Genomic DNA, 21,571 nt, shown 5'->3' with positions numbered 1-21,571 from the left:
CGTACAGGGGGTTGTGGAGTTTCTCGTTTGTTCGGGTGTGGGCCGTCGACAGGGGGCCATCGACGGCCCACACCCCGGCCGCGTGGGCCGTCGAGCACGCCGGGGACGGAGGCCCCAGGGGGGTCGGAACCCCCGCCACCCGGCGTGCAGGTCCTACTTCTGGACGCAGCCGTTCAGACCCTTGGGGGTCTGGCCGACCTCGACCGGTCCGGGGGTCCAGCCCTCGTCGCAGGCGCCGCGGGTGTAGATGCGACGGCTCTCCGGCTGGGCGAACTCGTTCATGTCCGGCAGCGGCTGCACGGTCGGGAACGGGTCACCGGTCCGAGCGGCGTCGATCGTGGCCTCCGGCAACAGGTCCTGGTTGAAGATGATGGTGACGAAGCTGTCGTCGACGCCCTTGAAGTAGTTGCAGCCGTCCTCGAAGGTGGTGCCCGGGCATTCCTTCGCGGTCTCGGTGGTGGTCCACGGCATCGGCATCTCGATGTTGTTCGGCACGCCCTCGGCGCCGTTCTCGAGGATGTGGAGGCCGACCTTCATGGCCACGGCGCCCTGTGCGGGTGCCGAACCGGAGGCGACGCCGGGCCAGCCCGCGCCGAGTTCCTTCACGAAGTAGTTGCTCGACTCACCGGTGACCGGGACACGCTTGCCTGCGGCCTGCAGTGCCTTCACCACGCCTGCCTCGCCGTCCTGCGACCACACACCGTCGACGTCGGGATGCGCGGCGAGCGCCTTGGCCGTCTGCTGCTGGCTGACCGAGGAGTTCCAGTCGCCGTGGTATTCGGAGATGACCTGGATGCCCGGGTACCGGTCGAACACGGCCTTGGCGGTCTCGTAGTGCACGGTATCGGTGGCGGTGCCGGCGACGCCGCGGTTCATGAAGATCTTGCCCTTGCCGTCGAGCAGGTCGACGAGCGCCTCGGCGAAGATACGTGAACGGGCCGGCGAGATCCTCGCCCGATTCCGCCTCGAATCCGTCGATCCGGCACTGCTGATCGCCGACGCCGACCTCGCCACCCGGCAGCGCGTCGAGATCGTCGCCGCGATGGCCCGAGACCCCAAACTTCTGGTGCTCGACGAGCCGACGGGCGCTCTGCCCGACACGGATTGGCTCTTCGACGCGGTGCGACGCCTGGCCGCCGACGGGACCGCCGTCATCTACATCAGCCACAAGCTCCCGGAGATCGAGGAGATCTGCGACCGGGGGACCGTCCTGCGCAGCGGACGCACCGTCGGCACCTTCGAACGCGGGTCGGTCAACGAGACCGAACTCGTGGAGATGATGATCGGCCGATCCTTCGAGCAGAGCTTCCCGCCCCGACACGCCGGGGCGGAGTCGGCCGAGAACGTCGTGACGGTGACACAGCGTGCCGCAGGCGACCGTCTGCGCCAAGCGGATCTGACGGTGCGCCGCGGCGAGATCGTCGGGCTCGCCGGACTCGAGGGGCAGGGGCAGAAGGACCTGGTCTATGCGCTGCACGGACAGGTCCGCACTCTCGGCGGGTCGATCGACGTCGACCGTGGCGACGCCGCGGTCTCCACCTCACTCGTCCCCGAGGAGCGCAAGACCGAGGCGCTGTTCGCCGAGATGACCTCCGAGTTCAACCTGACAGTTGCGAGCATGGGCGCGTTCTCGGCAGGCCCGGTCATCAACCGGTCGCGCGAGCAGTCGGTCGCACTCGAGGCCGCGCAGCGGGTGAACCTCCCCGAACCGATGCTCGCCAAGCAGATCTCGACGCTCTCGGGTGGCAACCAGCAGAAGGTCATCTTCGGCCGGGCGGTCGCGCGTGATCCCGCCTGCCTGCTGCTGTTCGATCCCACGCGCGGTGTCGACGCGGCGACCAAGTTCGAGATCTACGAGATGACAAGAGAATTCGCCAATCGCGGACGCGGCGTGCTCGTGTACTCGACCGAGATCCCCGAGCTCGTCGGCCTGTGTGACCGCGTCTACGTCGTCGCCGGTGGACGCATCGTCAGCGAGCTGGTGGGTGAGGAGATCAGCGAGACCGCGGTCATGAGTGCAGCGCTGGCCTGGAAGGACCCGGTGTCGAAGGACTCGGCGTCGGGAGCAGAGAAGGAATCGGCATGAACACCGATGTGCTGAAGCAATTGTGGGGCCGCTGGTCGGTGACCCTGCCCGCCGTGGGGATCTTCGCCGTGGTCTACGGCGTCCTGCTCATGGTGTCGCCGCAGGAGGGCACCAGTTATTCGTTCGGGAACTTCATGGCGCTGGTGGCGCCGTTGGCGCTCGCCGCCGCCGGCACCACCGTCGTGTTGCTCACCGGCGGTTTCGATCTGTCGGTGGCGGGCGTGATCTCGTTGACCAACGTCGTCTGTGCAACGCAGATGTCGGGGGCCTCGTCGCCGTGGCTGATCGTCGCATTCGTCCTGGGCATCGGCATGGTGTCCGGCGCGATCAACGGGCTGCTCGTCGTGTTCTTCGGTTTGCAGTCACTCGCGGTCAGCCTCGGTGTCCACATCGTGCTCACCGGTCTCGCGCTGGTCGTCCTGCCCGCGCCGGGCGGCACCATCCCCACCGAATTCACGATGTTCGTCCAGAAGAGCGTGGGCGGCGCCATCCCGATGTCGCTCATCATCCTCCTCGTGGTCGCGATCGGGTGGCTGGTCTTCCGCAACACTCGAACCGGAATCGCCGTCGTCGCCCTCGGCGGCGATCGTGAGGCCACGCGACTGTCGGGTGTGCCGGTGCGCGCGGCCGAGTTCAGCGCCTGGGTCCTGGCCGGTCTCCTGTACGGCCTCGCCGGTGCGATGCTCGCGGGTACGACTGCGACCGGAAACCCCGCGGCGGGAACGCCGTTCCAGCTGACCGCGTTCGCCGCCATGGCGCTGGGCCTGGTCAGTTTCAAGGGCGGCCGCGGCAGCGTCATCGCCGCGATGTTCGGAGCCGCGACCCTCATGGCCATCCCGAAGGTGCTCTTCGGCCTCGGTGTCGAGGACTTCTGGGTCGGCGCGTGCCAGGGAATCGTCATCATCCTGGCTCTCGCGATCCCGCTGACGGCCCGCTTCCTGACCACGCGCCGGCGACCGCTATCGGTCGGACCAGAGGCATCCCAGACCGGGACGACCGTCGAATCAGATCCGGTGACCGAGGACGCGGCCGAGCCCGCCCTCACCGGCACCGGCACCCGAAAGGAGGTGCGGAGCTGATGGTCGCAACGATCGCGAACGCGGGTTCGCCCGTCAAGGAGCGTCTGCGCAGCCAGACCGCCATCGTGTGGGTGCTGCTGCTCGCGGCGATCCCGTTGTCCCGCCTGGCCAGTGAGAACTTCCCGTCCTGGTCGCTGGTCGACGGCACGCTCGTCCTGAGCCTGTTCCTCGTCCTGGTCGCCTTCGGCCAGGGTCTGGTGATCCTCACCGGTGGCATCGACCTCTCGCTCGCCACCATCGTCACCCTGGGGGCCTATCTCACCGGAAGGCTTGCCTCCGACGGGATGCCGCTCCCGTTGGCGATCCTGCTCACCCTGCTGGGCTGTGCCGTGGTCGGCGTGGTCAACGGCCTGCTGGTCGGCAAGGCGGGATTCCCCGCCTTCATCGTGACCCTCGCGACGGGCTCGATCGTCGCAGCGCTGTTGCTCGGAGTGAGTCGCGGTGCTCCCGCGCAGCAGTCCCCGTCCCAGCTGTCGTCGTGGTTCGGCAACTCGTCGATCCTCGGCATCAGCACGCCCATCTGGATGTCCTGGTCGTCTGCCTGCTCGGCTGGGCGATCCAGCACCGTTCGGTGCTCGGCCGCCGGGCCTTCGCGGTCGGCGGAAGTCCCACCGCCGCAAAGCTGTCGGGCATCCCGGTGATCAGCACCTACGTGATGACCTACGCGGTGGCGGCCATCGCGTACGGTCTCGCCGGTATCGCGCTGCTCGGTTACTCCTCGGGCGCCGACCTGAGTATCGGCAACAGCTGGCTGCTGCCGAGCATCACGGCGGTCGTCGTCGGCGGATCGTCGATCCGCGGCGGCGCGGGGGCGTTCATCGGCACCGTCGGCGGCGCGATCCTGATCACGTTGCTGGGCACCGACATCAGCGCCGCGGGACTCGCCGAGGGATGGAAGCAGGTGCTCTACGGCCACCGTTCTCACCGAGGAGCCCGTGCACCTCCCCCTGCGCGAGGGCGAGATCGGCACCGGCCAGAGCCCGCGTCGCGCCGAAGGACTTCTCGACCCCCTCGATCCTGATGTATCCCATTCGATCCTCACACTCCGTCATGCCGGACAACCCCATTGCTGAACTGTCTTTCTGTTGAACAGTGAAGCAGTGAATGTTTTCTCCCGCGTACTTTTCATGTTTCAGCCGTGTTACGAGTTTTGCCGCCACCCCCGTGGTCGAGCCCGACTCGCCTCCCCGGGGCTCGCGTTCTACCGCCCCACTGTTGAACAATTCGGTTATCTTAGCGGCATGGATCTCTCAGACTTCGTGACGCTACAACGCACCACGACGCCCCAGCAGGTCGCCGACGGACTCCAGGACATGATCCTCAAGGGCGCACTGCTTCCCGGCGACCGCATCAACGAGAGCACCCTGTCCCGCGACCTCGGGATCTCCCGCAACACGATGCGCGAAGCGGTGCGCCTGCTCGAGGCCACCGGACTCCTCCGGCCCCATCCCCGCCGCGGGATGCAGGTCTGGGATCCGACCGACGAGGAGATCCTGGACCTCTTCGCCGCGCGGTTCCACCTCGAGACCCTCGGCGCCCGTCAGGTCGCCGACGACGTGGACCTCGCCGGGGTGCGGAAGGCGTTCGACGAGTTCGCCGCCGTTCTCTCCAAGCACGATCCCGACCTCATCGTCGAGAAGGACCTCAAGGTCCACCAGTCGGTGGTTGCACTGCTGGACAACGCTTTTCTCGCCTCCGTCTTCGAACAGCTGCTCCGCCAGATCCGCTTCTTCGCGTTCCTGCTCTCGATCGAGGAGCGCGAGTACGAGGACCACGACAAACTGCGCGCCGAACACGAGGCGATCGTGAAGGCCCTCGAATCCCGGAATCCGGAACGCGCCGCCGAGGTCGTCGGCGACACCGTGCTCCTCACTCGCGACGAGGTCCGTGAAGCCATCCGCAAACGCCGGGCCCGGGAGAGTTCCGCGGGTAAGTGAGGCGGCCCGGGTCGCCCAGTGACTACTCGGACCTACTCGGCCGGCGGGATCGCCGCCGGCCGAGCCGAGCCTCTCAGCTGTTCAGAGCACCGCTCGCCGCGGCCAGTTCGGTCAGGAACCGATCGGCATCGGCGGACGAGAAGGCCAGTGGCGGACGGATCTTCAGCACGTTGCCGTCAGGCCCGCTCGCCGAGATCAGCACGCGTCGTTGCCGCAGTTCGTTGACGAGATCGGCTGCCTTCGCGGGGTCCGGACCACCGTCGGCGTCGGAGATCTCCACGCCGAGGAAGTAGCCGATGCCACGCACGTCGGTGACGGAATCGAAGGGCTTCAGGATGTCTTCGATCCCGGCGCGCAGCGCCGCACCGACCGTTCGTGCGCGGTCCTGCAGGCCCTCGGACTCGATCACGTCGAGCACCGCGTTCGCGGCCGCGATCGGCACCGAACTCCCGCCGAATGTGTTGAAGTAGCGCACGTTGCGGCCGAACTCCTCGGTCACCTCGGCCCGGAAGATGGCAGCCGACACCGGGATTCCGTTGCCCATCGGCTTGCCGATGGTAACGATGTCGGGCACGATGCCGTGACGCTGGAATCCCCACCACGATTCGCCGAGGCGGCCGAAACCGGGCTGCACCTCGTCGGCGACGTACAGTCCACCCGCGCGGTGGACCTCGTCCAGGATCGGCTTGAGGAAACCGGCCGGGTCGGAGAAGACGCCATCACTGGAGAAGATGCCGTCGGCGAAGAATGCCGCGAGGCCGTAGCCGTGGCGTTGTAGATCGGCGATGGCGGAACGGATCTCGTCCCGCATGTAGTCGTCGAGCGAGCCATCGGCCTTCCGCACATCGGGCGCCTTGATGGTCCGGACGTGGGATCCCAGCGGGGAGCCGGTGCCCAGCGACGGCGAGAACGCCGCCACCTCCGAGGTCAGCCCGTGGTAGGCCCCCTCGGTGACGATCACGCCGTGATTCCCGGTGTAGTACCGGGCAACCCGCAGCGCGAGGTCGTTCGCCTCCGACCCGGTGCAGGCGAACGTGACACGGTCGAGCTCGTCCGGAAAGGTCGCGACGAGCCGTTCGGCGTAGGCGACGAGGGATTCCTGAACGTATCGCGTGTTGGTGTTCAGTCGCTGCATCTGCTCGTGGACGGCAGCCACGACATGCGGGTGGCTGTGACCCACGCTCGGCACATTGTTGTAGACGTCGAGGTAGTCGTTGCCGTCGGCGTCGAAGAGGTGAGAACCCTCGCCGCGCACCACCGCGAGCGGCTCGCGGTAGAACAGCCGGTATCCCGGCCCGAGGACGCCTTCTCGGCGTTCGATCAGTTGCCGTGTCCGGGGCTCGACGCGCTCGGCGTCGGCGGGGTCGTAGGCGTTGACCATGACAGGCCTGCTCATCGCTGGTGTGCTCCTTCAGGTGCTTCGGTCTGGGACGGTTGCGGTTTCGTGGCGGCGACGCGGAGGCGGCTGCGCACGCCTTCGGCGTCGTCCTCGTATGCGCGCCGCAGCGACGTCCAGTCGCGGGCGGCGTGGGTGACGAGGTAGGCGTGACGCTCGGGATCGCCCTGAGCGCGCCAGCACACGACCAGCGCTCGCAGGAGAAGCCGGCCGAGTGCGATCTCGCGCAGGATCTCGACATCGGCCTCGCTCAGCGGCCGCGTGCGGAGGTAACCCTCGAGGAACGTCAGCGCGTTCCCCCACGGGTCGGCCTCGTCGACACCGATCAGATTGGCCATGCCCACTGCGACGTCGAAGACGACGCTGGTGCGCACGACGTCACCGAAATCGATGACACCCGTGACGAATCCGGGGTTCCCCGGGTCGACGACCACGTTGTACGGACTGAAGTCACCGTGGATGACCTGCCGTTCGAGGCCCGCCAATCGAGGCACGACGACATCGAGGTAGTCCCCGTAGACACCATCCGCCAGCGCGCGGGACGAATCGTCGTCGACGAAGGTCAACAACTCGGGCACCTTGTGGAAGTTGCCCATGTCCCACAACAGCTTGCGGTCGTCACGCGGATGGGCGAATCCCGCCATGGCGACGGTCAACCGACCCAGATGGAGCCTGCGAGCGACCAGTGCTCGGCGGTGTGGGCACCATCCTTGAGCAGATTTCCGGGCACATAGCTGAGTACTCGCAGAATCCGCGGATACGGCCGGGTCCCTTCGATGACCACCTCGCGGGCACCGTCGAGGGTGGTGATCACCCGTTGCGCAGGGAGATCGGGACACGTGGTCTCGAGGTGGACCATGGCCGCGGTCTGCAGCTCCACGAGCTGTGGGTCCTCGGTGGCGGGCGAACACTTCACGAGGTAATCGCGGTCGGCGCGCAACCGGAAGGTGTCGTCCTTCTCGGTGGCGACCGGTTCCAGTTCGCCGCGCAGTCCATAGTTCTCGGACAGCAATCGCTCGACGAGCGCGCGGTCGACCGGCACCTGCGGTGCGGCGATCGCGGTCTCGACGAGGACCTGGTCGAAGAAGCTCAGGGTGTCGTCGATCATCGGCTGCGAACCACGTTCACGTAACGCAGGATCAGGTACTCCTCGATGCCCTCGGCGGCTCCTTCACGGCCGAGACCGGAGGCCTTGACCCCGCCGAAAGGCGCTGCGACGTTGGAGATCAGGCCGGTGTTGATGCCGACCATGCCCGCGTCGATCGACCGCGCCACGCGGTTCGCCCGATCCAGGTCGGCGGTGAAGACGTAGGAGGCCAGCCCATAGGAGGTGTCGTTGGCCGCGGCCACCGCCTCCTTCTCGTCGTCGAAGACGCTGACGATCGCCACCGGACCGAAGATCTCCTGGTCACGCAGTGGTGAATCGAGAGGCACACCGGCAACCAGCGTCGCGGGTACGAAGCAGCCGGTGTCGGGAACCGCGCTGCGGGCCAACACCGTTCCGCCCGCGGTAACGGCGGTCTCGACGATCTGGGCGCACTTGGCCTGCGCGCGCGCGTCGATGACCGCGCCCACATCGGCACCCTCGTCGAAGCCGTCGGCCACCGTCAGCGCACCGACCTTCTCGGTGAGCTTCGTGAGGACGGCGTCGGCGATGCCCCGCTGCAGGTAGATCCGGTTGGCCGCGACACACGCCTGTCCGGAGTTGCGGAACTTGGCGAGCATGATCCCCTCGACCGCCCGGTCGACGTCGGCGTCGTCGAAGACCACAAACGGTGCGTCTCCACCGAGTTCCAGTGAGGTCTTGGCGAAATGTGCCGAGGCCAGTTCGTGCAGATGACGGCCGACACCTGTCGAACCCGTGAAGGAGACCTTCCGGAGACGCGCGTCGGCGAGCAGCGGACCGCTGATCTCGGCCGGCCTTCTGGTGGTGAGCAGCGAGACGACGCCCGCCGGGACGCCGACCTCCAGGAGCACCTGCACCAGGGCATAAGCCGCCAGCGGGGTGAGCTCGGAAGGCTTGATGATCACGGTGTTCCCGGCCGCCAGCGCGGGCGCGACCTTCCGGGCGACCATGGCGAACGGGAAGTTCCACGGCGTGATCAGCAGGCAGGGGCCGACCGGCCGGGACTCGACGACGATGTCGGAGTTTCCGTCCGGCGCCGTCGTGATCCGGCCGCCCAGGCGTACAGCCTCCTCCGCATACCACCGGAGATACTGTGCGCCGTAGGCGACTTCACCCTTGGCCTCCGCCAGGACCTTCCCCGTTTCGGCACAGATGATGACCGCGAGTTCGTCGGCGACCTCGAGAATTCGCGCGTGGGCGGCCATCAAGATGTCCGCGCGTCGGGCCGGACTCGTCGCCGACCAGTCGTCCAGCGCGGCGGTCGCCACGTCGAGCGCAGCCAGAGCATCCGCTTCACCCGCGTCGGCGACGGCCACGATCTCCTCGCCCGTCACCGGCGATCTCACCGCCAGCGTGCGGGCCTCTTCCGGGTCGCGCCAGCTCCCCACATGGATGCCCGTCTCGAGATTCCTGAGCAGCTCACTGCTCGCCCAACCCGCCATCTGCGCCTCTCTCCTACTGTTCAACAGTGCAACTGTTAATCGAACAGTACTCCAGAGTCAGGGAATGCGCGCGCCGGACGACAAAGGTCGCCCAAGTGGTGTTGAGGCCGACAGAGTGTGATTTCGCCTCAAGGTGCGTGTTCCAGCCAGCATCTCTCCGGAAGTGGATCTCAATGCGGGTGCGCAAGGATGGGCCAGCTGGTGGATGCGGGGCGACTCTTCTGCTTGGTGGCGTGCCTGGCGGTCGCTAGTCGGCCTGAAAGAATCTGGTGATGAGGTCTGCTGTGGCGCCCCAGTCTCCGTGACGAAGAAAATGACTCAAGTCGACCTTTACGAAGACCGCTTCTGCGGCGAAATAGGTTGTGTCGCCGACAGTACCGTTGGCTTCGATGAAGAGCGCGCGGTCGGTTTCGTCGACGAGGGAGGCGGTGATGTGCACGGGGGTGTGCAGTGGGACCGGGCGTCGATACTCCACGGTGAGGGTTCGGGTGACTGCGGGTGTCTCGGCGATCCACAGGGTGAAACCCATGATGTCATCGCATGCCGCTGAGATGGCTCCGCCGTGGGCGAGTCCCGGGGCTCCTGAGTGGCGCTCGTCGAATTGCAGGTCGGCGTAGACGTGGTCGCCGTGCAGGTGTACCTCGAGGTGCAGGCCATTGGGGTTGTCTTCGCCGCATCCCATGCACCATGGTGCGTGTGCTGGTAGTGGTTTGTCGCCCCTCATAAGTGACCTTTCTGAGCCTTCAATCGGTACCGCCACTGGCAGTTTCGCTCTGTTACCGACGGTATTGTTGTGCAGTCAGGGGTTCGTGATTTTGGCTATATAGGGAGTGGCCAGGTGGAAACCATCGATTCCGACGATGTTGACCCGAGGCGGGTTCGGTCGCGTCAGCGTTTGTTGGATGCTGCGGTGACCTTGCTGAACAGTGGCGGGGTCGAAGCCGTTACCGTGGAGGCGGTCACTCGACTGTCTCGTGTTGCTCGCACCACCTTGTATCGTCACTTCGAGAGCTCCACAGATCTGGTGGCGGCTGCCTTCGAGCGATTGTTGCCTCAGGCCGAGACCCCCGAGACGACGACGTCGATCCGTGATGACCTGCTGAAGCTGATGCAGCGGCAGGCTGAGCTTATTGAGCAGGCACCGCTGCAGTTGACGACGCTGGCATGGTTGGCAATGCTTCCCGAGCAGCCCCGGCAATCCGGGCAATCCGACGGGGATCAGAACGCGCTCGCGCCACTGCGTCGTCGAGTCGTCGAGCAGTATCGAGAACCATTCGATCGAGTTTTGACGAGTGACGTGGCCACGGCGGAGCTCGGCGACCTCGATTTGACCATGGCAGTCACTCAACTGGCGGGCCCCCTTGTCTTTGCCAAGCTCACGGGCATTCGGTCGATGACCGTTGGCGATCTCGAACAGCTTGTCGACGATTTCCTCATGGCCCACCGGCGACACCAAACCTCCTGACCTCCTTCCCCATCTACGGTACTGCTAGTACCGTAACGATACCGTCGGTTTCGTAGACGGGCTGGGTCGAGGGTGAGGTGCTGCGTATGGTGGTCCAACGTCCAAGTGGTGGGCGCTTGGCGGCGCGCCGGTTGGCGGAACGCAGCGAGTACAGCACGACATTGGGGCGGTTGGCACGGTTCACCTTGGCGCACAGATTCCTCGTCATCGGGGCGTGGGTGGCTGTGGGTATCGTCTTGGCGATACTGTTTCCCCAGCTGGAGACGGTGGTGCGGCAGCAGTCTGTTGATCCGATCCCTGCTGGGGTTCCATCGTTTCAAGCACTCGATCAGATGGGTGGTGCGTTCGGTGAGAAGGGCGCCAAGACCACTGTTTTCGTGACCATGGAGAACCCGAACGGGTTCACCGACGTGGCGCGGGAACGCTACGACATGCTCGTTCTGCAGTTGCGCGAAAATTTCGACGATGTGCAGTCAGTGCGGGATTTGCTCTCCGATCCGACGACGGCCGGCCAGGCCTTGAGTGAGGACGGGCAAGCCTGGTACTTGCCTGTCGGGGTCACCGGAACTTTGGGAGGGCCAACGGCCACGCATGCTGTGGAGACCGTGCGCCAAACCGCGCAGCGCGTGTTTGACGGTACGGACACCACTGTCCATGTCACCGGGCCGACGGCCACTTTCAGTGACCAGATCGTCAGTGCTGAAAGCGATTTAGTCGTGATCACTGTGGCGACGGTGGCGCTTATCGCGATCATTCTGTTGATCGTTTACCGATCGCTGTTCACCGCGCTGGTGCCGTTGTTGGTGATCGGTGTCAGCCTCGGCGTGGGCCGCGGGGTCTTGTCCGCACTCGGCGAACTCGGTATGCCGGTATCGCAGTTCACCGTCGCGTTCATGACCGTCATCCTGCTCGGAGCCGGGGTCGACTACTCAGTCTTTTTCATCAGTCGCTATCACGAACGGCTACGCCAGGACGCTACCACTGAGGTTGCGCTCGTGGACGCGACAGCAACTATCGGACGGGTCATCCTGGCTTCAGCTGCCACGGTGGCGCTGGCCTTTTTGGCGATGGTGTTTGGTCAGCTGAGCGTGTTCTCCACCTTGGGTCCGGCATGCGCGATCGCCATCCTCATCGGATTCCTCGCCACGGTCACCCTGCTACCACCGGTGTTGCTGTGGGCGGCGCGATTCGGCTGGGGCGCACCCAGACGAGATCTGACCCGAAAGTACTGGAATCGCGTCGCCGTGCTCGTCGTGCGGCGTCCTGTGCCTCTGCTGGCACTAACCCTGGTCGGGCTAATCGTGCTTAGCGTCTTCGCGATGGGCATCCAGATCACCTTCGACGATCGTGAGGGGCAGCCCGCGACAACCGACAGCAACGAAGGCTACGCGTTGCTCGACCGTCATTTCCCTCAAGACGTCACTATCACTGAGTTCCTCGTTGTAGATGCACCGATCGATCTCCGTACTGCCAGCGGGCTGGCCGATCTTGAGCAAATGGCCTCACGTGTATCCCAGATCCCCGGAGTGACTCGAGTCATCGGTGTTACCCGTCCCACCGGGGACAAGCTCGAGCAAGCCGAGCTGTCCTGGCAGAACGGTCAGATCGGGGACCGGCTGGCGGGTGCGGTCGACGATGGCCAGAACCGCCGAGGTGACCTCGAACAGCTCCGTACCGGCGCATTCCAACTCGCCGACGGGCTTACTCAGCTCGACACCCAGGTACGCACCAACTTGGCCCCCCTGGCCGGCATCCTCGATCAGGCAAGCACAGCAGGGCAGCAAATTCAGCAGTACCAGCCGATACTCCGCCAACTCGCCGCATCTGCACCAGCGCTCGATCGCGCTTCTCAGAATGCCCCACAGCTGGCCGCGCTCACCCGCCAAACATCTGCAGCCCTGGCAACAGTGACCTCGATCCTGCCCATCCTCGATAATGCGCCCTGGTGCACCCAAGTCCCGCAGTGCGCAGCTCTGCGCGCGCAGACCCGCAATCTCGACGCCCTACTGAGCAACGGGACCCTCGACCAGATCGCCACGCTGTCAACACAACTCGCGCAGCTGGATACACCGATCTCAACAGTCACCGACCAACTCACTTCCACCGTCAACTCACTGGGCTCCACGCTGGGAAGCATCAGCAGCCAAGACCTTCCCGGCAAGCTCACCCAACTGCAAACAGGTATCAGTCAACTCGCGGCGGGATCACGCCAACTCGCCGCCGGTGTATCCGCGCTGATCGACAGCAACCTTCAACAACTCGCCGGGATGGCCGCGCTAGCCACACAACTACAAACCTCCGCCCGCGAGACCGCCGGAACAAACTCAGCAACCGGCTTCTACCTCCCACCTCAGGCCAACGCAGACCGCCGTTTCGTCGACGTCGCTCGCCAGTTCGTCTCGCCCGACGGCCATACCGTGCGCTACGCAATACAAACCAGCTTCGACCCCTACAGCACCGAGGCCATGCAACTGGCCGACACAATCACCGATGTCGCACTCGCCGCCAGACCGAACACAACCCTGCAGGACTCCAACATCGCGATAGCCGGGTTCCCCGCCATCAACGCCGATCTGCAACGTCTACTCACCGAAGACTTCCGACTCCTAGCGTTGGCCACCCTCACCATCGTCGGCCTGATCCTGATACTCCTACTCCGAGCACTCATCGCGCCGCTATACCTTCTGGGCACCGTCATACTCAACTACACCGCGGCACTGGGTATCGGTGTCCTGATCTTTCAACACATCCTCAAAACCGATATCGCCTGGCCCGTACCACTACTGGCCTTCATAGTCCTCGTCGCGGTCGGCGCCGACTACAACATGCTTCTTATCTCTCGCCTACGCGAAGAATCCCAAAACAACATCCGCATCGGCGTCCTGAGAACCGTCACCAACACCGGATCAGTCATCACCTCGGCCGGCCTCATCTTCGCTGCCAGCATGTTCGGACTCATGGCCGGATCCATCTCGATCATGACCCAGGTCGGACTCATCATCGGCATCGGCCTGCTGCTCGACACCTTCATCGTCCGCACCATCGTTGTGCCGACCATCGCCACACTTGTCGGCAGAGCAAGCTGGTGGCCGAGTACCCGAACCGACACGCATCCAGTGTCCCGCTAGTACGCACGCACGTGCCGAGATCTGACCGGCCCCGCCAGTCATCCAGCCATCGCGCCCACCTCATCGACTGACACCCGCTCGACGGTCGGCCGCGGCAACCACACCCTACCGTCGCGGATCAGTGCCCAGACCACGTCAACCAGACGTCTAGCGAGAGCGATGAGAGCGTGGACGTGGGAACGCTTCTCGCGTCGTTTGCGCTGGTAGAACTCGCGGGACGGGCCGTCGCGTTGCGAGCTGTTGAGTGCGGCCATGTAGAACACCTTGCGAAGTCCTCTGTGGTAACGCTGGGGTCTACGCAAGGCTCCCCGGCGGTTACCGGAGTCGTGCGGTACCGGAGCAAGACCGGCGTAGGCGGCGAGTCTGGCGGGCGAGCCGAACGAAGTGAGGTCGCCGCCGGTGATCGCGACGAGCTCAGCGCCGCTTCGGGTGCCGATGCCTGGCACGGATTCGAGAATCCGTGCGTGACGGTGGCGGCGGAACACCTCGGTGATCTGCTTATCCAGGTCGGCGATCTGACGGGTCAGCATGACCAACGAGGTAGCCGCGTGTTGCACCAGTAGGGCTGTGGTCGCCTCGCCAGGCAGGGTGACGGTCTGCGCGGCCGCCGCGGCACGGGCTTTGTCGATCATCTTCGGGATCGTGGGTCGGCGGACGCCGTGACTGCGCAGGTGGTCGTAGATCTCGTCGTCAGAGACCGCAGCGATCGCAGATGGCGTGGCGAAGCGGGTGAGGAACGTTAGACCGGTCAGTGTCGAGTAGTCGAAACACCGTTCTAGTGCAGGGAAGATGCGGGTCAGCAGGCCGCGCAGGCGGTTGATGCCTCGCGTACGTTCAGCGACGAGGTCGTTGCGATGTCCGGTCAGCAGGTCGAGTTCGATCGCGACGTCGTCGGGCGCCGAGACGGTGGCGAGATCGCCACGTAGGCGGGCTGTCTGGGCGATCACGACCGCATCGCGGGCATCGGTCTTGCCCTCACCCGCGAACGCACCGGTCATGCTGTGCACGACCCGGCCGGGCACGTAGCGGATCTGCTGGCGCCGCGCAGCCAGCACACCCCTCAGCAGCGCCGATTCCGGTGCGGTCATGTCGATCGCCCACACCACGAATTTCATGTCGGCGACCCGGTCCATGAGCGCTTCGATCGCCGGTTGATCGTTGGGAAGCCGCCGAGACCACAGCACCGTTCCCGCCTCATCGACCGCGGCGGCGTGATGCGCATGCCGACCGACATCAATTCCTACCCAGATCTTTTCGTCCATACTGTCCTTCCGTGTGCGGTTGGCTCGTCAGGGTGGTTTCGCCGGCACACCTTTACACAGCGACAAGTTCGCGAACACATCTCAATCAGCGGCCGAAACGACCCGTCACGGTCCGGGGTGACCTTCCACGCCAAGCCACCAGCGACAACAGGTGATTGTCGAGCCACGCCCCGAACCGCGGACGAACGTCCGAGGCGACCGCCCCGGACGTACTCCAACGTAAAGGCGATTGTGCGGAACTCCGGTTCAGCGGATGGTGATCGCCAGCCCGGCGACCATGAGCAGGACCTGATCCGAGAGTTCTGCTATCCCGGCATTGAGCCGGCCGAGTTCGTCGCGGAACAACCGGCCCGATGCGGTTGCCGGGACGACACCGCTGCCGACCTCGTTGCTGACCGCGATGACCGGCACAGAGCAGGTCCGCCAGGCGTCGAGCAGGTCGTCGACATCCGACCGCACGGCGTCGAGTTCGCCACTGTCCCAGGCATCGTGGCGATCGATCCGAGCGGCCAGCCAGGTGCCGAGACAGTCGACGAGGACCGGGCGACGTGCTGACCTCAGGACGCCCGCGACATCGGCGTCCTCGACCGTCGTCCACGACGCGGGCCGGCGCTCGCGATGGAGTTCGACGCGCCGGTCCCAGTCGGGATCGCCGGTCCGCGGACCTCCCGCGGCAACGTAGACGACGTCATCGACGCCGCCCAGCATCCTTTCGGCGTACCGCGACTTCCCCGACCTCGCGCCGCCGGTGATGAAGGTCCGACGCTGCACGGGTTTGCCCAGGTCGAGTACCTCCCCGTCTCGTCCCGGCCGCGCACCCAGATGCCGGAGCCGCTCGCGTAGCACCGCCACCGACGGATTGTGGTGTCCCAGATGCACGGCGACGACATCGGTGGCGTCGACTATTGCGCCGACCTCGCGCAGCCCCTCGACCATCGTCCCGAAACCGGCCAGCCCCAGATGGCCATCCGAGAGATCCTCGCGATCACCGAAGGTCTCTTCGAGGAAGACCGCGTCGAACGCCGCTCCGCCCAGCGGATCGAACCAATCAGATGGCCACACACCGGTGTCCGTCGCCCACAGCAGTCTCGTGCCGTCGGTGCCGGTGACGTCGTAGAGCACGGCGTCACCGTCACGGAAGACCCGGTGCCGGGCCGGGAGCACCCGCACGTCGTACTCCCCGACCCGGAGACGGTCACCCGCGACGACCGGCGTGAACCGTACCGCGGCGTCAGGCCCCACCCACGGGCGACACGCATCGAGCGCATCGGCCGGACCGATCAGTTCCAGGTCGCCGACCCCGTCGACCCACGACCGGAACAGCAACGACTGTGGCGCAAGATGGTCGGCGTGCGCATGGGTGATCAGGACATGCCGCACATCGGCGAGCGAAACACCATGGCGCACAGCCGCACCGGGCGCGTCCGGCCCGAAGTCGAGCATCAACGCGTCGTCGACGAGCGCCGCCGTCTGGGCACGAAAGTCCTGTAGGCGTCGTGCATCGGTACAGGAGCCGCAGCGGCAGAACGCATTCGGCCAACCGTCGGCGGCCCCGGTGCCGAGCAGCCTGACCTTCATCGTTCGCCGGGCCCCGGGTCACGCACCGGCAGCACGGCCGGGCCGTCGCGGCGGTCGAGCACCTCGACCTTCGCGGCGTAGACGTCCCGAAGTCGTTCGGCGGTGAGCACTTCGGCTGGCGGACCGTCGGCAACGATGCGTCCCCGGTCGAGCAGTACGAGGCGCTGGCCGTACTGAGCCGCCGACGTCAGGTCGTGCATCGCGGCGATCACGGTCAGCTCGCTGGCACGCCGCATGGAGTCGACGAGGTCGAGCACCTGCTGCTGGTGGCCGATGTCGAGGGCGCTGGTCGGCTCGTCGAGGAGCAGCACGCGCGGCTGCTGGGCCAGCGCCCGCGCGAGAACCACCCGCTGCAACTCACCACCCGACAGTGCCGACGCGGAACGGTTCGCGAACTCCTCGAGGTCGAGCCGCTCGATGACCTCGTCGACGACCTCACGGTCCGAGCGGGTCTCGCTGCCGAACCGGGTGATGTGCGGGGTGCGGCCGAGACCGATGAGCTCGCGCACCGACGTGCCCTCCGGGACGATCGGCCGTTGCGGCATCAGCGCCACGGCGCGGGCGATCTCGCGACGGCGCGCACGTCCCGGGTCGACGCCCGCGACATCGATCTGCCCGGTCGAGGCCACCAGCCCGGCGAGGGCGTGCAGAAGCGTCGTCTTCCCCGAACCGTTGGGCCCGACGAGCGAGACCCAGGTGCCGGACCCGATCTCGAGGTCGACGTCGTGGAGGACCTCCACTCCCCCGCGGGACGCGCAGACACCCTGGCAGGTGATCGAGGCGGTCATGCGACGCTCCGTCCGCTGCGTCGGAGGACGACGAGGAAGAAGGGCGCACCGATGGCCGCGGTGACCACGCCGATCGGCAACTCCGACGGCGACATCGCGGTCCGTGCCACCACGTCCGCGAGGACCAGGAAGGCCGCGCCCACCAGCAACGACAAGGGCAACAGCAACCGGTGGCCCGGGCCGACGAGGAGCCGCACGGCGTGCGGGATCACGATGCCGACGAAGCCGATCAGCCCGCTCACCGACACCACCGCAGCGGTCCCGAGCGTCGCGACACAGACCAGCAGCAACCGCACGCGTTCGGGTCGAATCCCCAGACTCGACGCCTCGATGTCGCCGACCGCCATGACGTCGAGTGTGCGCCCGAACAGCACGATGACGGCCACGCACGCGAGGACGTACGGAAGCACGGTGACGACCTCGGACCAGCCGTCGGTGGCCAGGCGGCCGAGCATCCAGTTGTACACCTGGCGCAGCGTGTCGTCGTGCTGCTGCATGAGGAAGGTCTGGATGGCGTTGGCGAACGCGGCGACCGCGACACCGGCGAGGATGATGACCACCTCGGTGCGGCCACCGCCGACGGTCCGGCCCAGCGCGTAGGTCGCGGCCACGGCCAGGATGCCACCGAGGAACGCCGCGGGCGGCAGGCCGATCGTGCCCGCCGCGCCGCCCAGGACGATCGCGACGGTCGCGCCGAGTCCCGCACCGCTGGAGACACCGAGGAGGTACGGATCGGCGAGCGGGTTGCGGAAGACGCCCTGGTAGGCGGCACCCGCGACGGCGAGCATCGCACCGACCAGCGCTCCCAGCGCCACGCGCGGCATCCGCACTTCCCAGAGGATCGTCTGCTGGCGCGGGGTGAGCCCGGACTCGATGTCGACGAACGGGATCCGGTCGAGGAGGTCGAGAAGTACGCCCTTCGGGGTCAGCCCGGCCGGGCCGACGAGAACTGCGAGCAGGCATGCACCCAGCAGTACTGCGACGGCCCCACAGATGGCCCCGACGTGACGGCTCGACATCTCAGTTCGTGGGCTGTCCGTCGACGCCGGAGACGATCTGCGCGACGTCGCGGACCAGGTCGACGACGCGTGGGCCCCAGCGGCTGGCGATGTCCTCGTCGAGGACGTGGATCTGCCGGTTCGCCACGGCACGCAGGTCACCCCAGCCGGCACGCGCGGCGACCTTCTCCGGTGTGATCCCACAGCACTGGGAATCGGCGAGGAAGATCACCTCGGGGTCGCGCTCGAGGATGTACTCGGGCGACAGCTGCGGATAACCGTTCTGGCCGGTCGCAATCGACCGCAGACCGAGCAGCCCGTAGATCTGGCCGAGGTAGGTGTCGTCGGTGACCGTGTAATACGTGTCGTCGAGCTCGTGGAAGTAGGTCAGCGGCACCTCGCGCAGCGGAACGGTGCGGACGATTTGCTCGATCTCGGCGCGCATCGAGGTGACGAGTTCGTCGGCCTCCCGAGCGTGGCCGGTGGCACCGCCGACCTGCTGGATCTGGGCATAGGTCTCGTCGAGGTTCTTCGCGGCCGGGATCTGCAGCACCTCGACGCCCACGCGGTCGAGACCGGCGATGATGTCGTTGTTGTCGTCGGTGAGGACGACGAGGTCGGGGTCGTAGGCGAGGATGGCCTCGAGGTTCGGGGTGTAACCCGACAGTGTGGTCCGCGGCGCCTCGGCCGGGAAGTCGGACTGGTCGTCGACGGCGACCACCTGGTCACCCGCGCCGACGGCGAAGAGCATCTCGGTGGTCGTGGGGCTGAGCGACACGATTGTCGAGGGGGTGCCGGAAGCTTTGTTCTCGTTCCCGGCCGGGCCACAGCCGGCGACCACCATCAGCATCGACAGCACCGCGGCAGCGACCGCTGCACCACGACGACGGGTTCCGAGACGGATTCTCACCACGAGCCACTGACCTCCGATGGAAGAACTGAGTAGACAGAGAACGAGGGGCCCGGCATCGACTGCCAGGCCCCTCGTGGGTGTCTCTAGTTACGCGCGAGCGCCAGGATCAGGCCTGGGGAGCTTCGGCGAAGTTGCGGCTGACCGCCGGGTCGACCGGGATGCCCGGGCCCGTGGTGGTCGAGACGGTGACCTTCTTGATGTAGCGGCCCTTGGCTGCCGACGGCTTCGCACGCATGATCTCGTCGTACGCGGCACCGTAGTTCTCGGCCAGCTTGGCCGGGTCGAACGAAGCCTTGCCGATGACGAAGTGCAGGTTGGCTGCCTTGTCGACGCGGAAGTTGATCTTGCCGCCCTTGATGTCGTTGACGGCCTTGGTGACATCGGTGGTCACGGTGCCCGTCTTCGGGTTCGGCATCAGGCCACGCGGTCCGAGGACACGCGCGATGCGGCCGACCTTGGCCATCTGATCCGGGGTGGCGATCGCGGCGTCGAAGTCCAGCCAACCGCCCTGGATACGCTCGATCAGGTCCTCGGCGCCGACCTCGTCGGCACCGGCGGCGCTGGCCTCGGCGGCCTTGTCGCCGGCGGCGAACACGATCACGCGGGCGGTCTTACCCGTGCCGTGCGGCAGGTTGACGGTGCCTCGAACCATCTGGTCTGCCTTACGGGGGTCGACGCCCAGCCGGATCGCAACCTCGACGGTCGCGTCGGTGTTCTTCGACGAGGTTTCCTTCGCCAGCTCCACAGCCTCCAGCGGGCTGTACAGCTTGGACTTGTCGACCTTCTCGGCCGCGGCCGCGTAGGCCTTGCTCTTCTTGCTCATTGCTCTGTTCCTTCTCCGCACTGAGTCGGCGGGGTGTGTGGTGCGGGCCGAGCCGGCCCTCCCACGAGATGACTGTGTAGGTCTGACCCTGTTCTGGGGTCTAGCCCTCGACCGTGATGCCCATGGACCGAGCAGTACCGGCGATGATCTTCGCGGCCTGGTCGATGTCGTTGGCGTTCAGGTCTTCGGCCTTGGTCTTGGCGATCTCACGGACCTGGTCCATGCTCACCTTGCCGACCTTCTTGGTGTGGGGCTCGCCGGAGCCCTTCTGCAGGCCTGCGGCCTTGAGCAGGAGCTTCGCTGCCGGCGGGGTCTTCAACTTGAAGTCGAAGGAACGATCTTCGTACACGAAGATCTCCACCGGGATGACGTTGCCGCGCTGCGACTCCGTCGCGGCGTTGTACGCCTTGCAGAACTCCATGATGTTCACGCCGTGCTGACCGAGCGCCGGACCCACGGGCGGGGCCGGGTTGGCCGCGCCTGCCTGGATCTGGAGCTTGATGATCCCGGCGAGCTTCTTCTTCTTGGGAGGCATCTTTTTGTCCTTGCTTGTTTCCTTGCGAATTCACGCCCGCTGGAGACGTGAAAGTCTGTATTTTCCGGCTATCGCCGGCTGTCTTCGCTCCTCGGGTTCCGAGCGAAGCGCTCCTCTCGTTCCCTGAGGTGCGAGCGAAGCGAGCCTCGAAGGGTCAGATCTTCTCGACCTGGTTGAACCCGAGCTCGACCGGGGTCTCGCGACCGAAGATCGACACGAGCACCTTGACCTTGCGCTGCTCGGCGTTGACCTCGCTGATCGACGCGGGCAGCGTCGCGAACGGGCCGTCCATGACGGTGACCGATTCGCCGACCTCGAAGTCGACCTCGATGACGTTCGACGCGGCGGCAGCTGCGGCCTCGACACCCTCGGCGCCCGAACCACCCTTGGCGGGGGTCTTCTTCGCCTCGGCGCGCGGCATCAGGAACTGCAGCACCTCGTTGAGCGACAGCGGCGACGGCTTGCTGGTCATCCCGACGAACCCGGTGACACCCGGGGTGTTGCGCACGGCGCCCCACGACTCGTCGTTGAGCTCCATGCGAACCAGGATGTAGCCCGGCAGGACCTTGCGGTTGACCTTCTTGGGCTGGCCGTTCTTGATCTCAGTGACCTCTTCGGTCGGAACCTCGACCTGGAAGATGTAGTCGCCGACATCGAGGTTCTGCACACGGGTCTCGAGATTGGCCTTGACCTTGTTCTCGTAACCGGCGTAGCTGTGGATCACGTACCAGTCACCGGGGGCGCGACGCAGCTGCTTGCGCAGCTCCTCGACCGGGTCGACCTCTTCTTCAGGGGCCTCTTCGGCAGGGGTCTCGTCGGCGTCCTCGGAGTCGACGTCGGTCGCGGGAGCTTCGTCGCCCTCGGCGGCCGCCTCGACGTCGGTGTCACCGGCCTCGTCGACTGCAGCCTCGTCGACCTCGTCGGTCACGGCCGCGTCGACGTCGGCATCAGCCACGTCGACGGCGTCGGTCGATGCGAGTTCGTTCTCCGGGGTGCTCACTGCAGCCCACGCTCC

General features: G+C 66.1%; 21 protein-coding genes. 7 read left to right on the top strand and 14 right to left on the bottom strand.

The annotated features are described in order from the left end of the window. Window positions 1-153 precede the first annotated feature (153 nt). A complete protein-coding gene (locus LQD00_RS04115; RefSeq protein WP_232715791.1) occupies window positions 154-876 on the bottom strand; it encodes a substrate-binding domain-containing protein in 723 nt (240 codons plus the stop codon). Here LQD00_RS04115 and LQD00_RS04110 point away from each other — a divergent pair. The 5 genes from LQD00_RS04110 (at window position 875) to LQD00_RS04095 (ending at window position 5,102) form a co-directional block, all read left to right on the top strand. Continuing rightward, complete coding sequence (locus tag LQD00_RS04110) at window positions 875-2,086, top strand: ATP-binding cassette domain-containing protein (RefSeq protein ID WP_232715790.1); 1,212 nt, start codon at window positions 875-877, stop codon at window positions 2,084-2,086. The two genes, LQD00_RS04115 and LQD00_RS04110, sit on opposite strands and share 2 nt — an antisense overlap. Next, window positions 2,083-3,165 carry an ABC transporter permease gene (locus tag LQD00_RS04105; protein WP_232715789.1) on the top strand — a complete coding sequence of 361 codons (1,083 nt, stop codon included), beginning with the start codon at window positions 2,083-2,085 and terminating at the stop codon, window positions 3,163-3,165. Before LQD00_RS04110 ends, LQD00_RS04105 begins: the two co-directional genes overlap by 4 nt. Then, window positions 3,165-3,806: an ABC transporter permease subunit gene (locus LQD00_RS22720; RefSeq protein ID WP_269784624.1), complete on the top strand. Its 642-nt coding sequence runs from the start codon at window positions 3,165-3,167 to the stop codon at window positions 3,804-3,806. Before LQD00_RS04105 ends, LQD00_RS22720 begins: the two co-directional genes overlap by 1 nt. Continuing rightward, complete coding sequence (locus LQD00_RS22715; RefSeq protein ID WP_308195919.1) at window positions 3,737-4,186, top strand: ABC transporter permease subunit; 450 nt, start codon at window positions 3,737-3,739, stop codon at window positions 4,184-4,186. The genes LQD00_RS22720 and LQD00_RS22715 overlap by 70 nt, the downstream gene beginning before the upstream one ends. Window positions 4,187-4,406: 220 nt before the next feature. Further along, window positions 4,407-5,102 carry a GntR family transcriptional regulator gene (locus LQD00_RS04095; RefSeq protein ID WP_232715788.1) on the top strand — a complete coding sequence of 232 codons (696 nt, stop codon included), beginning with the start codon at window positions 4,407-4,409 and terminating at the stop codon, window positions 5,100-5,102. Between the two features lie 73 nt (window positions 5,103-5,175). Here the strand turns inward: LQD00_RS04095 and LQD00_RS04090 are convergent, their stop codons facing one another. From LQD00_RS04090 to LQD00_RS04070, 5 genes are all read right to left on the bottom strand, one after another. Next, on the bottom strand, window positions 5,176-6,498 hold the full coding sequence (locus LQD00_RS04090) for an aspartate aminotransferase family protein (RefSeq protein ID WP_232715787.1): 1,323 nt from the start codon (window positions 6,496-6,498) through the stop codon (window positions 5,176-5,178). After that, window positions 6,495-7,154, bottom strand: coding sequence for a phosphotransferase (locus LQD00_RS04085; RefSeq protein ID WP_232715786.1), 660 nt, complete (start codon window positions 7,152-7,154; stop codon window positions 6,495-6,497). Before LQD00_RS04085 ends, LQD00_RS04090 begins: the two co-directional genes overlap by 4 nt. Then, window positions 7,151-7,606 carry a hypothetical protein gene (locus LQD00_RS04080; RefSeq protein WP_232715785.1) on the bottom strand — a complete coding sequence of 152 codons (456 nt, stop codon included), beginning with the start codon at window positions 7,604-7,606 and terminating at the stop codon, window positions 7,151-7,153. Before LQD00_RS04080 ends, LQD00_RS04085 begins: the two co-directional genes overlap by 4 nt. After that, entirely contained in the window at window positions 7,603-9,090 is a 1,488-nt protein-coding gene (locus LQD00_RS04075) for an NAD-dependent succinate-semialdehyde dehydrogenase (protein ID WP_232715784.1), read from the bottom strand. The genes LQD00_RS04080 and LQD00_RS04075 overlap by 4 nt, the downstream gene beginning before the upstream one ends. Window positions 9,091-9,313: 223 nt before the next feature. Further along, window positions 9,314-9,790, bottom strand: coding sequence for a PaaI family thioesterase (locus tag LQD00_RS04070; protein WP_006896186.1), 477 nt, complete (start codon window positions 9,788-9,790; stop codon window positions 9,314-9,316). A gap of 114 nt (window positions 9,791-9,904) precedes the next feature. On the opposite strand from LQD00_RS04070, the gene LQD00_RS04065 reads away from it, so the two are divergent. Together LQD00_RS04065 and LQD00_RS04060 are read left to right on the top strand one after the other, a co-directional pair. Next, window positions 9,905-10,531 (top strand): TetR/AcrR family transcriptional regulator, encoded by a 627-nt coding sequence (locus LQD00_RS04065; protein WP_006896187.1) that lies wholly within the window; start codon window positions 9,905-9,907, stop codon window positions 10,529-10,531. Window positions 10,532-10,617: 86 nt separating this feature from the next. After that, the gene (locus tag LQD00_RS04060; protein ID WP_006896188.1) at window positions 10,618-13,659 is read left to right on the top strand and encodes an MMPL/RND family transporter; all 3,042 of its coding nucleotides are present in this window, start codon (window positions 10,618-10,620) and stop codon (window positions 13,657-13,659) included. Between the two features lie 38 nt (window positions 13,660-13,697). Here the strand turns inward: LQD00_RS04060 and LQD00_RS04055 are convergent, their stop codons facing one another. The 8 genes from LQD00_RS04055 to nusG form a co-directional block, all read right to left on the bottom strand. After that, window positions 13,698-14,921, bottom strand: a complete 1,224-nt coding sequence (locus LQD00_RS04055; protein WP_006896189.1) for an IS110 family RNA-guided transposase — start codon at window positions 14,919-14,921, stop codon at window positions 13,698-13,700. Between the two features lie 246 nt (window positions 14,922-15,167). After that, window positions 15,168-16,499 carry a bifunctional adenosylcobinamide kinase/adenosylcobinamide-phosphate guanylyltransferase gene (locus tag LQD00_RS04050; protein ID WP_232715783.1) on the bottom strand — a complete coding sequence of 444 codons (1,332 nt, stop codon included), beginning with the start codon at window positions 16,497-16,499 and terminating at the stop codon, window positions 15,168-15,170. Beyond that, window positions 16,496-17,287, bottom strand: a complete 792-nt coding sequence (locus tag LQD00_RS04045; protein WP_232715782.1) for an ABC transporter ATP-binding protein — start codon at window positions 17,285-17,287, stop codon at window positions 16,496-16,498. The genes LQD00_RS04050 and LQD00_RS04045 overlap by 4 nt, the downstream gene beginning before the upstream one ends. Further along, window positions 17,284-18,306 (bottom strand): FecCD family ABC transporter permease, encoded by a 1,023-nt coding sequence (locus LQD00_RS04040; RefSeq protein WP_232715781.1) that lies wholly within the window; start codon window positions 18,304-18,306, stop codon window positions 17,284-17,286. The genes LQD00_RS04045 and LQD00_RS04040 overlap by 4 nt, the downstream gene beginning before the upstream one ends. A 1-nt stretch (window position 18,307) precedes the next feature. After that, window positions 18,308-19,198, bottom strand: a complete 891-nt coding sequence (locus tag LQD00_RS04035; protein WP_232715780.1) for an ABC transporter substrate-binding protein — start codon at window positions 19,196-19,198, stop codon at window positions 18,308-18,310. 106 nt (window positions 19,199-19,304) lie between these two features. Beyond that, on the bottom strand, window positions 19,305-20,021 hold the full coding sequence (gene rplA / locus LQD00_RS04030) for a 50S ribosomal protein L1 (protein WP_232715779.1): 717 nt from the start codon (window positions 20,019-20,021) through the stop codon (window positions 19,305-19,307). A gap of 100 nt (window positions 20,022-20,121) precedes the next feature. Next, window positions 20,122-20,556 (bottom strand): 50S ribosomal protein L11, encoded by a 435-nt coding sequence (gene rplK / locus LQD00_RS04025; protein WP_005199637.1) that lies wholly within the window; start codon window positions 20,554-20,556, stop codon window positions 20,122-20,124. Between the two features lie 154 nt (window positions 20,557-20,710). Then, a complete protein-coding gene (gene nusG, locus LQD00_RS04020; RefSeq protein WP_232715778.1) occupies window positions 20,711-21,556 on the bottom strand; it encodes a transcription termination/antitermination protein NusG in 846 nt (281 codons plus the stop codon). Window positions 21,557-21,571: the final 15 nt, after the last annotated feature.

This window comes from Gordonia metallireducens (assembly GCF_021245825.1).
GTDB classification, from domain to species: Bacteria; Actinomycetota; Actinomycetes; order Mycobacteriales; family Mycobacteriaceae; genus Gordonia; species Gordonia namibiensis.
This window is presented reverse-complemented; position numbering and strand designations above follow the sequence as displayed.

Coding starts and splice junctions, on each gene's coding strand:
- LQD00_RS04110 (WP_232715790.1), top strand. CDS start 875: ATGAAGATCTTGCCCTTGCCGTCGAGCAGGTCGACGAGCGCCTCGGCG.
- LQD00_RS04115 (WP_232715791.1), bottom strand. CDS start 876: ATGAACCGCGGCGTCGCCGGCACCGCCACCGATACCGTGCACTACGAG.
- LQD00_RS04105 (WP_232715789.1), top strand. CDS start 2,083: ATGAACACCGATGTGCTGAAGCAATTGTGGGGCCGCTGGTCGGTGACC.
- LQD00_RS22720 (WP_269784624.1), top strand. CDS start 3,165: ATGGTCGCAACGATCGCGAACGCGGGTTCGCCCGTCAAGGAGCGTCTG.
- LQD00_RS04095 (WP_232715788.1), top strand. CDS start 4,407: ATGGATCTCTCAGACTTCGTGACGCTACAACGCACCACGACGCCCCAG.
- LQD00_RS04090 (WP_232715787.1), bottom strand. CDS start 6,498: ATGAGCAGGCCTGTCATGGTCAACGCCTACGACCCCGCCGACGCCGAG.
- LQD00_RS04080 (WP_232715785.1), bottom strand. CDS start 7,606: ATGATCGACGACACCCTGAGCTTCTTCGACCAGGTCCTCGTCGAGACC.
- LQD00_RS04070 (WP_006896186.1), bottom strand. CDS start 9,790: ATGAGGGGCGACAAACCACTACCAGCACACGCACCATGGTGCATGGGA.
- LQD00_RS04060 (WP_006896188.1), top strand. CDS start 10,618: ATGGTGGTCCAACGTCCAAGTGGTGGGCGCTTGGCGGCGCGCCGGTTG.
- LQD00_RS04055 (WP_006896189.1), bottom strand. CDS start 14,921: ATGGACGAAAAGATCTGGGTAGGAATTGATGTCGGTCGGCATGCGCAT.
- LQD00_RS04050 (WP_232715783.1), bottom strand. CDS start 16,499: ATGAAGGTCAGGCTGCTCGGCACCGGGGCCGCCGACGGTTGGCCGAAT.
- LQD00_RS04045 (WP_232715782.1), bottom strand. CDS start 17,287: ATGACCGCCTCGATCACCTGCCAGGGTGTCTGCGCGTCCCGCGGGGGA.
- LQD00_RS04040 (WP_232715781.1), bottom strand. CDS start 18,306: ATGTCGAGCCGTCACGTCGGGGCCATCTGTGGGGCCGTCGCAGTACTG.
- rplA (WP_232715779.1), bottom strand. CDS start 20,021: ATGAGCAAGAAGAGCAAGGCCTACGCGGCCGCGGCCGAGAAGGTCGAC.
- rplK (WP_005199637.1), bottom strand. CDS start 20,556: ATGCCTCCCAAGAAGAAGAAGCTCGCCGGGATCATCAAGCTCCAGATC.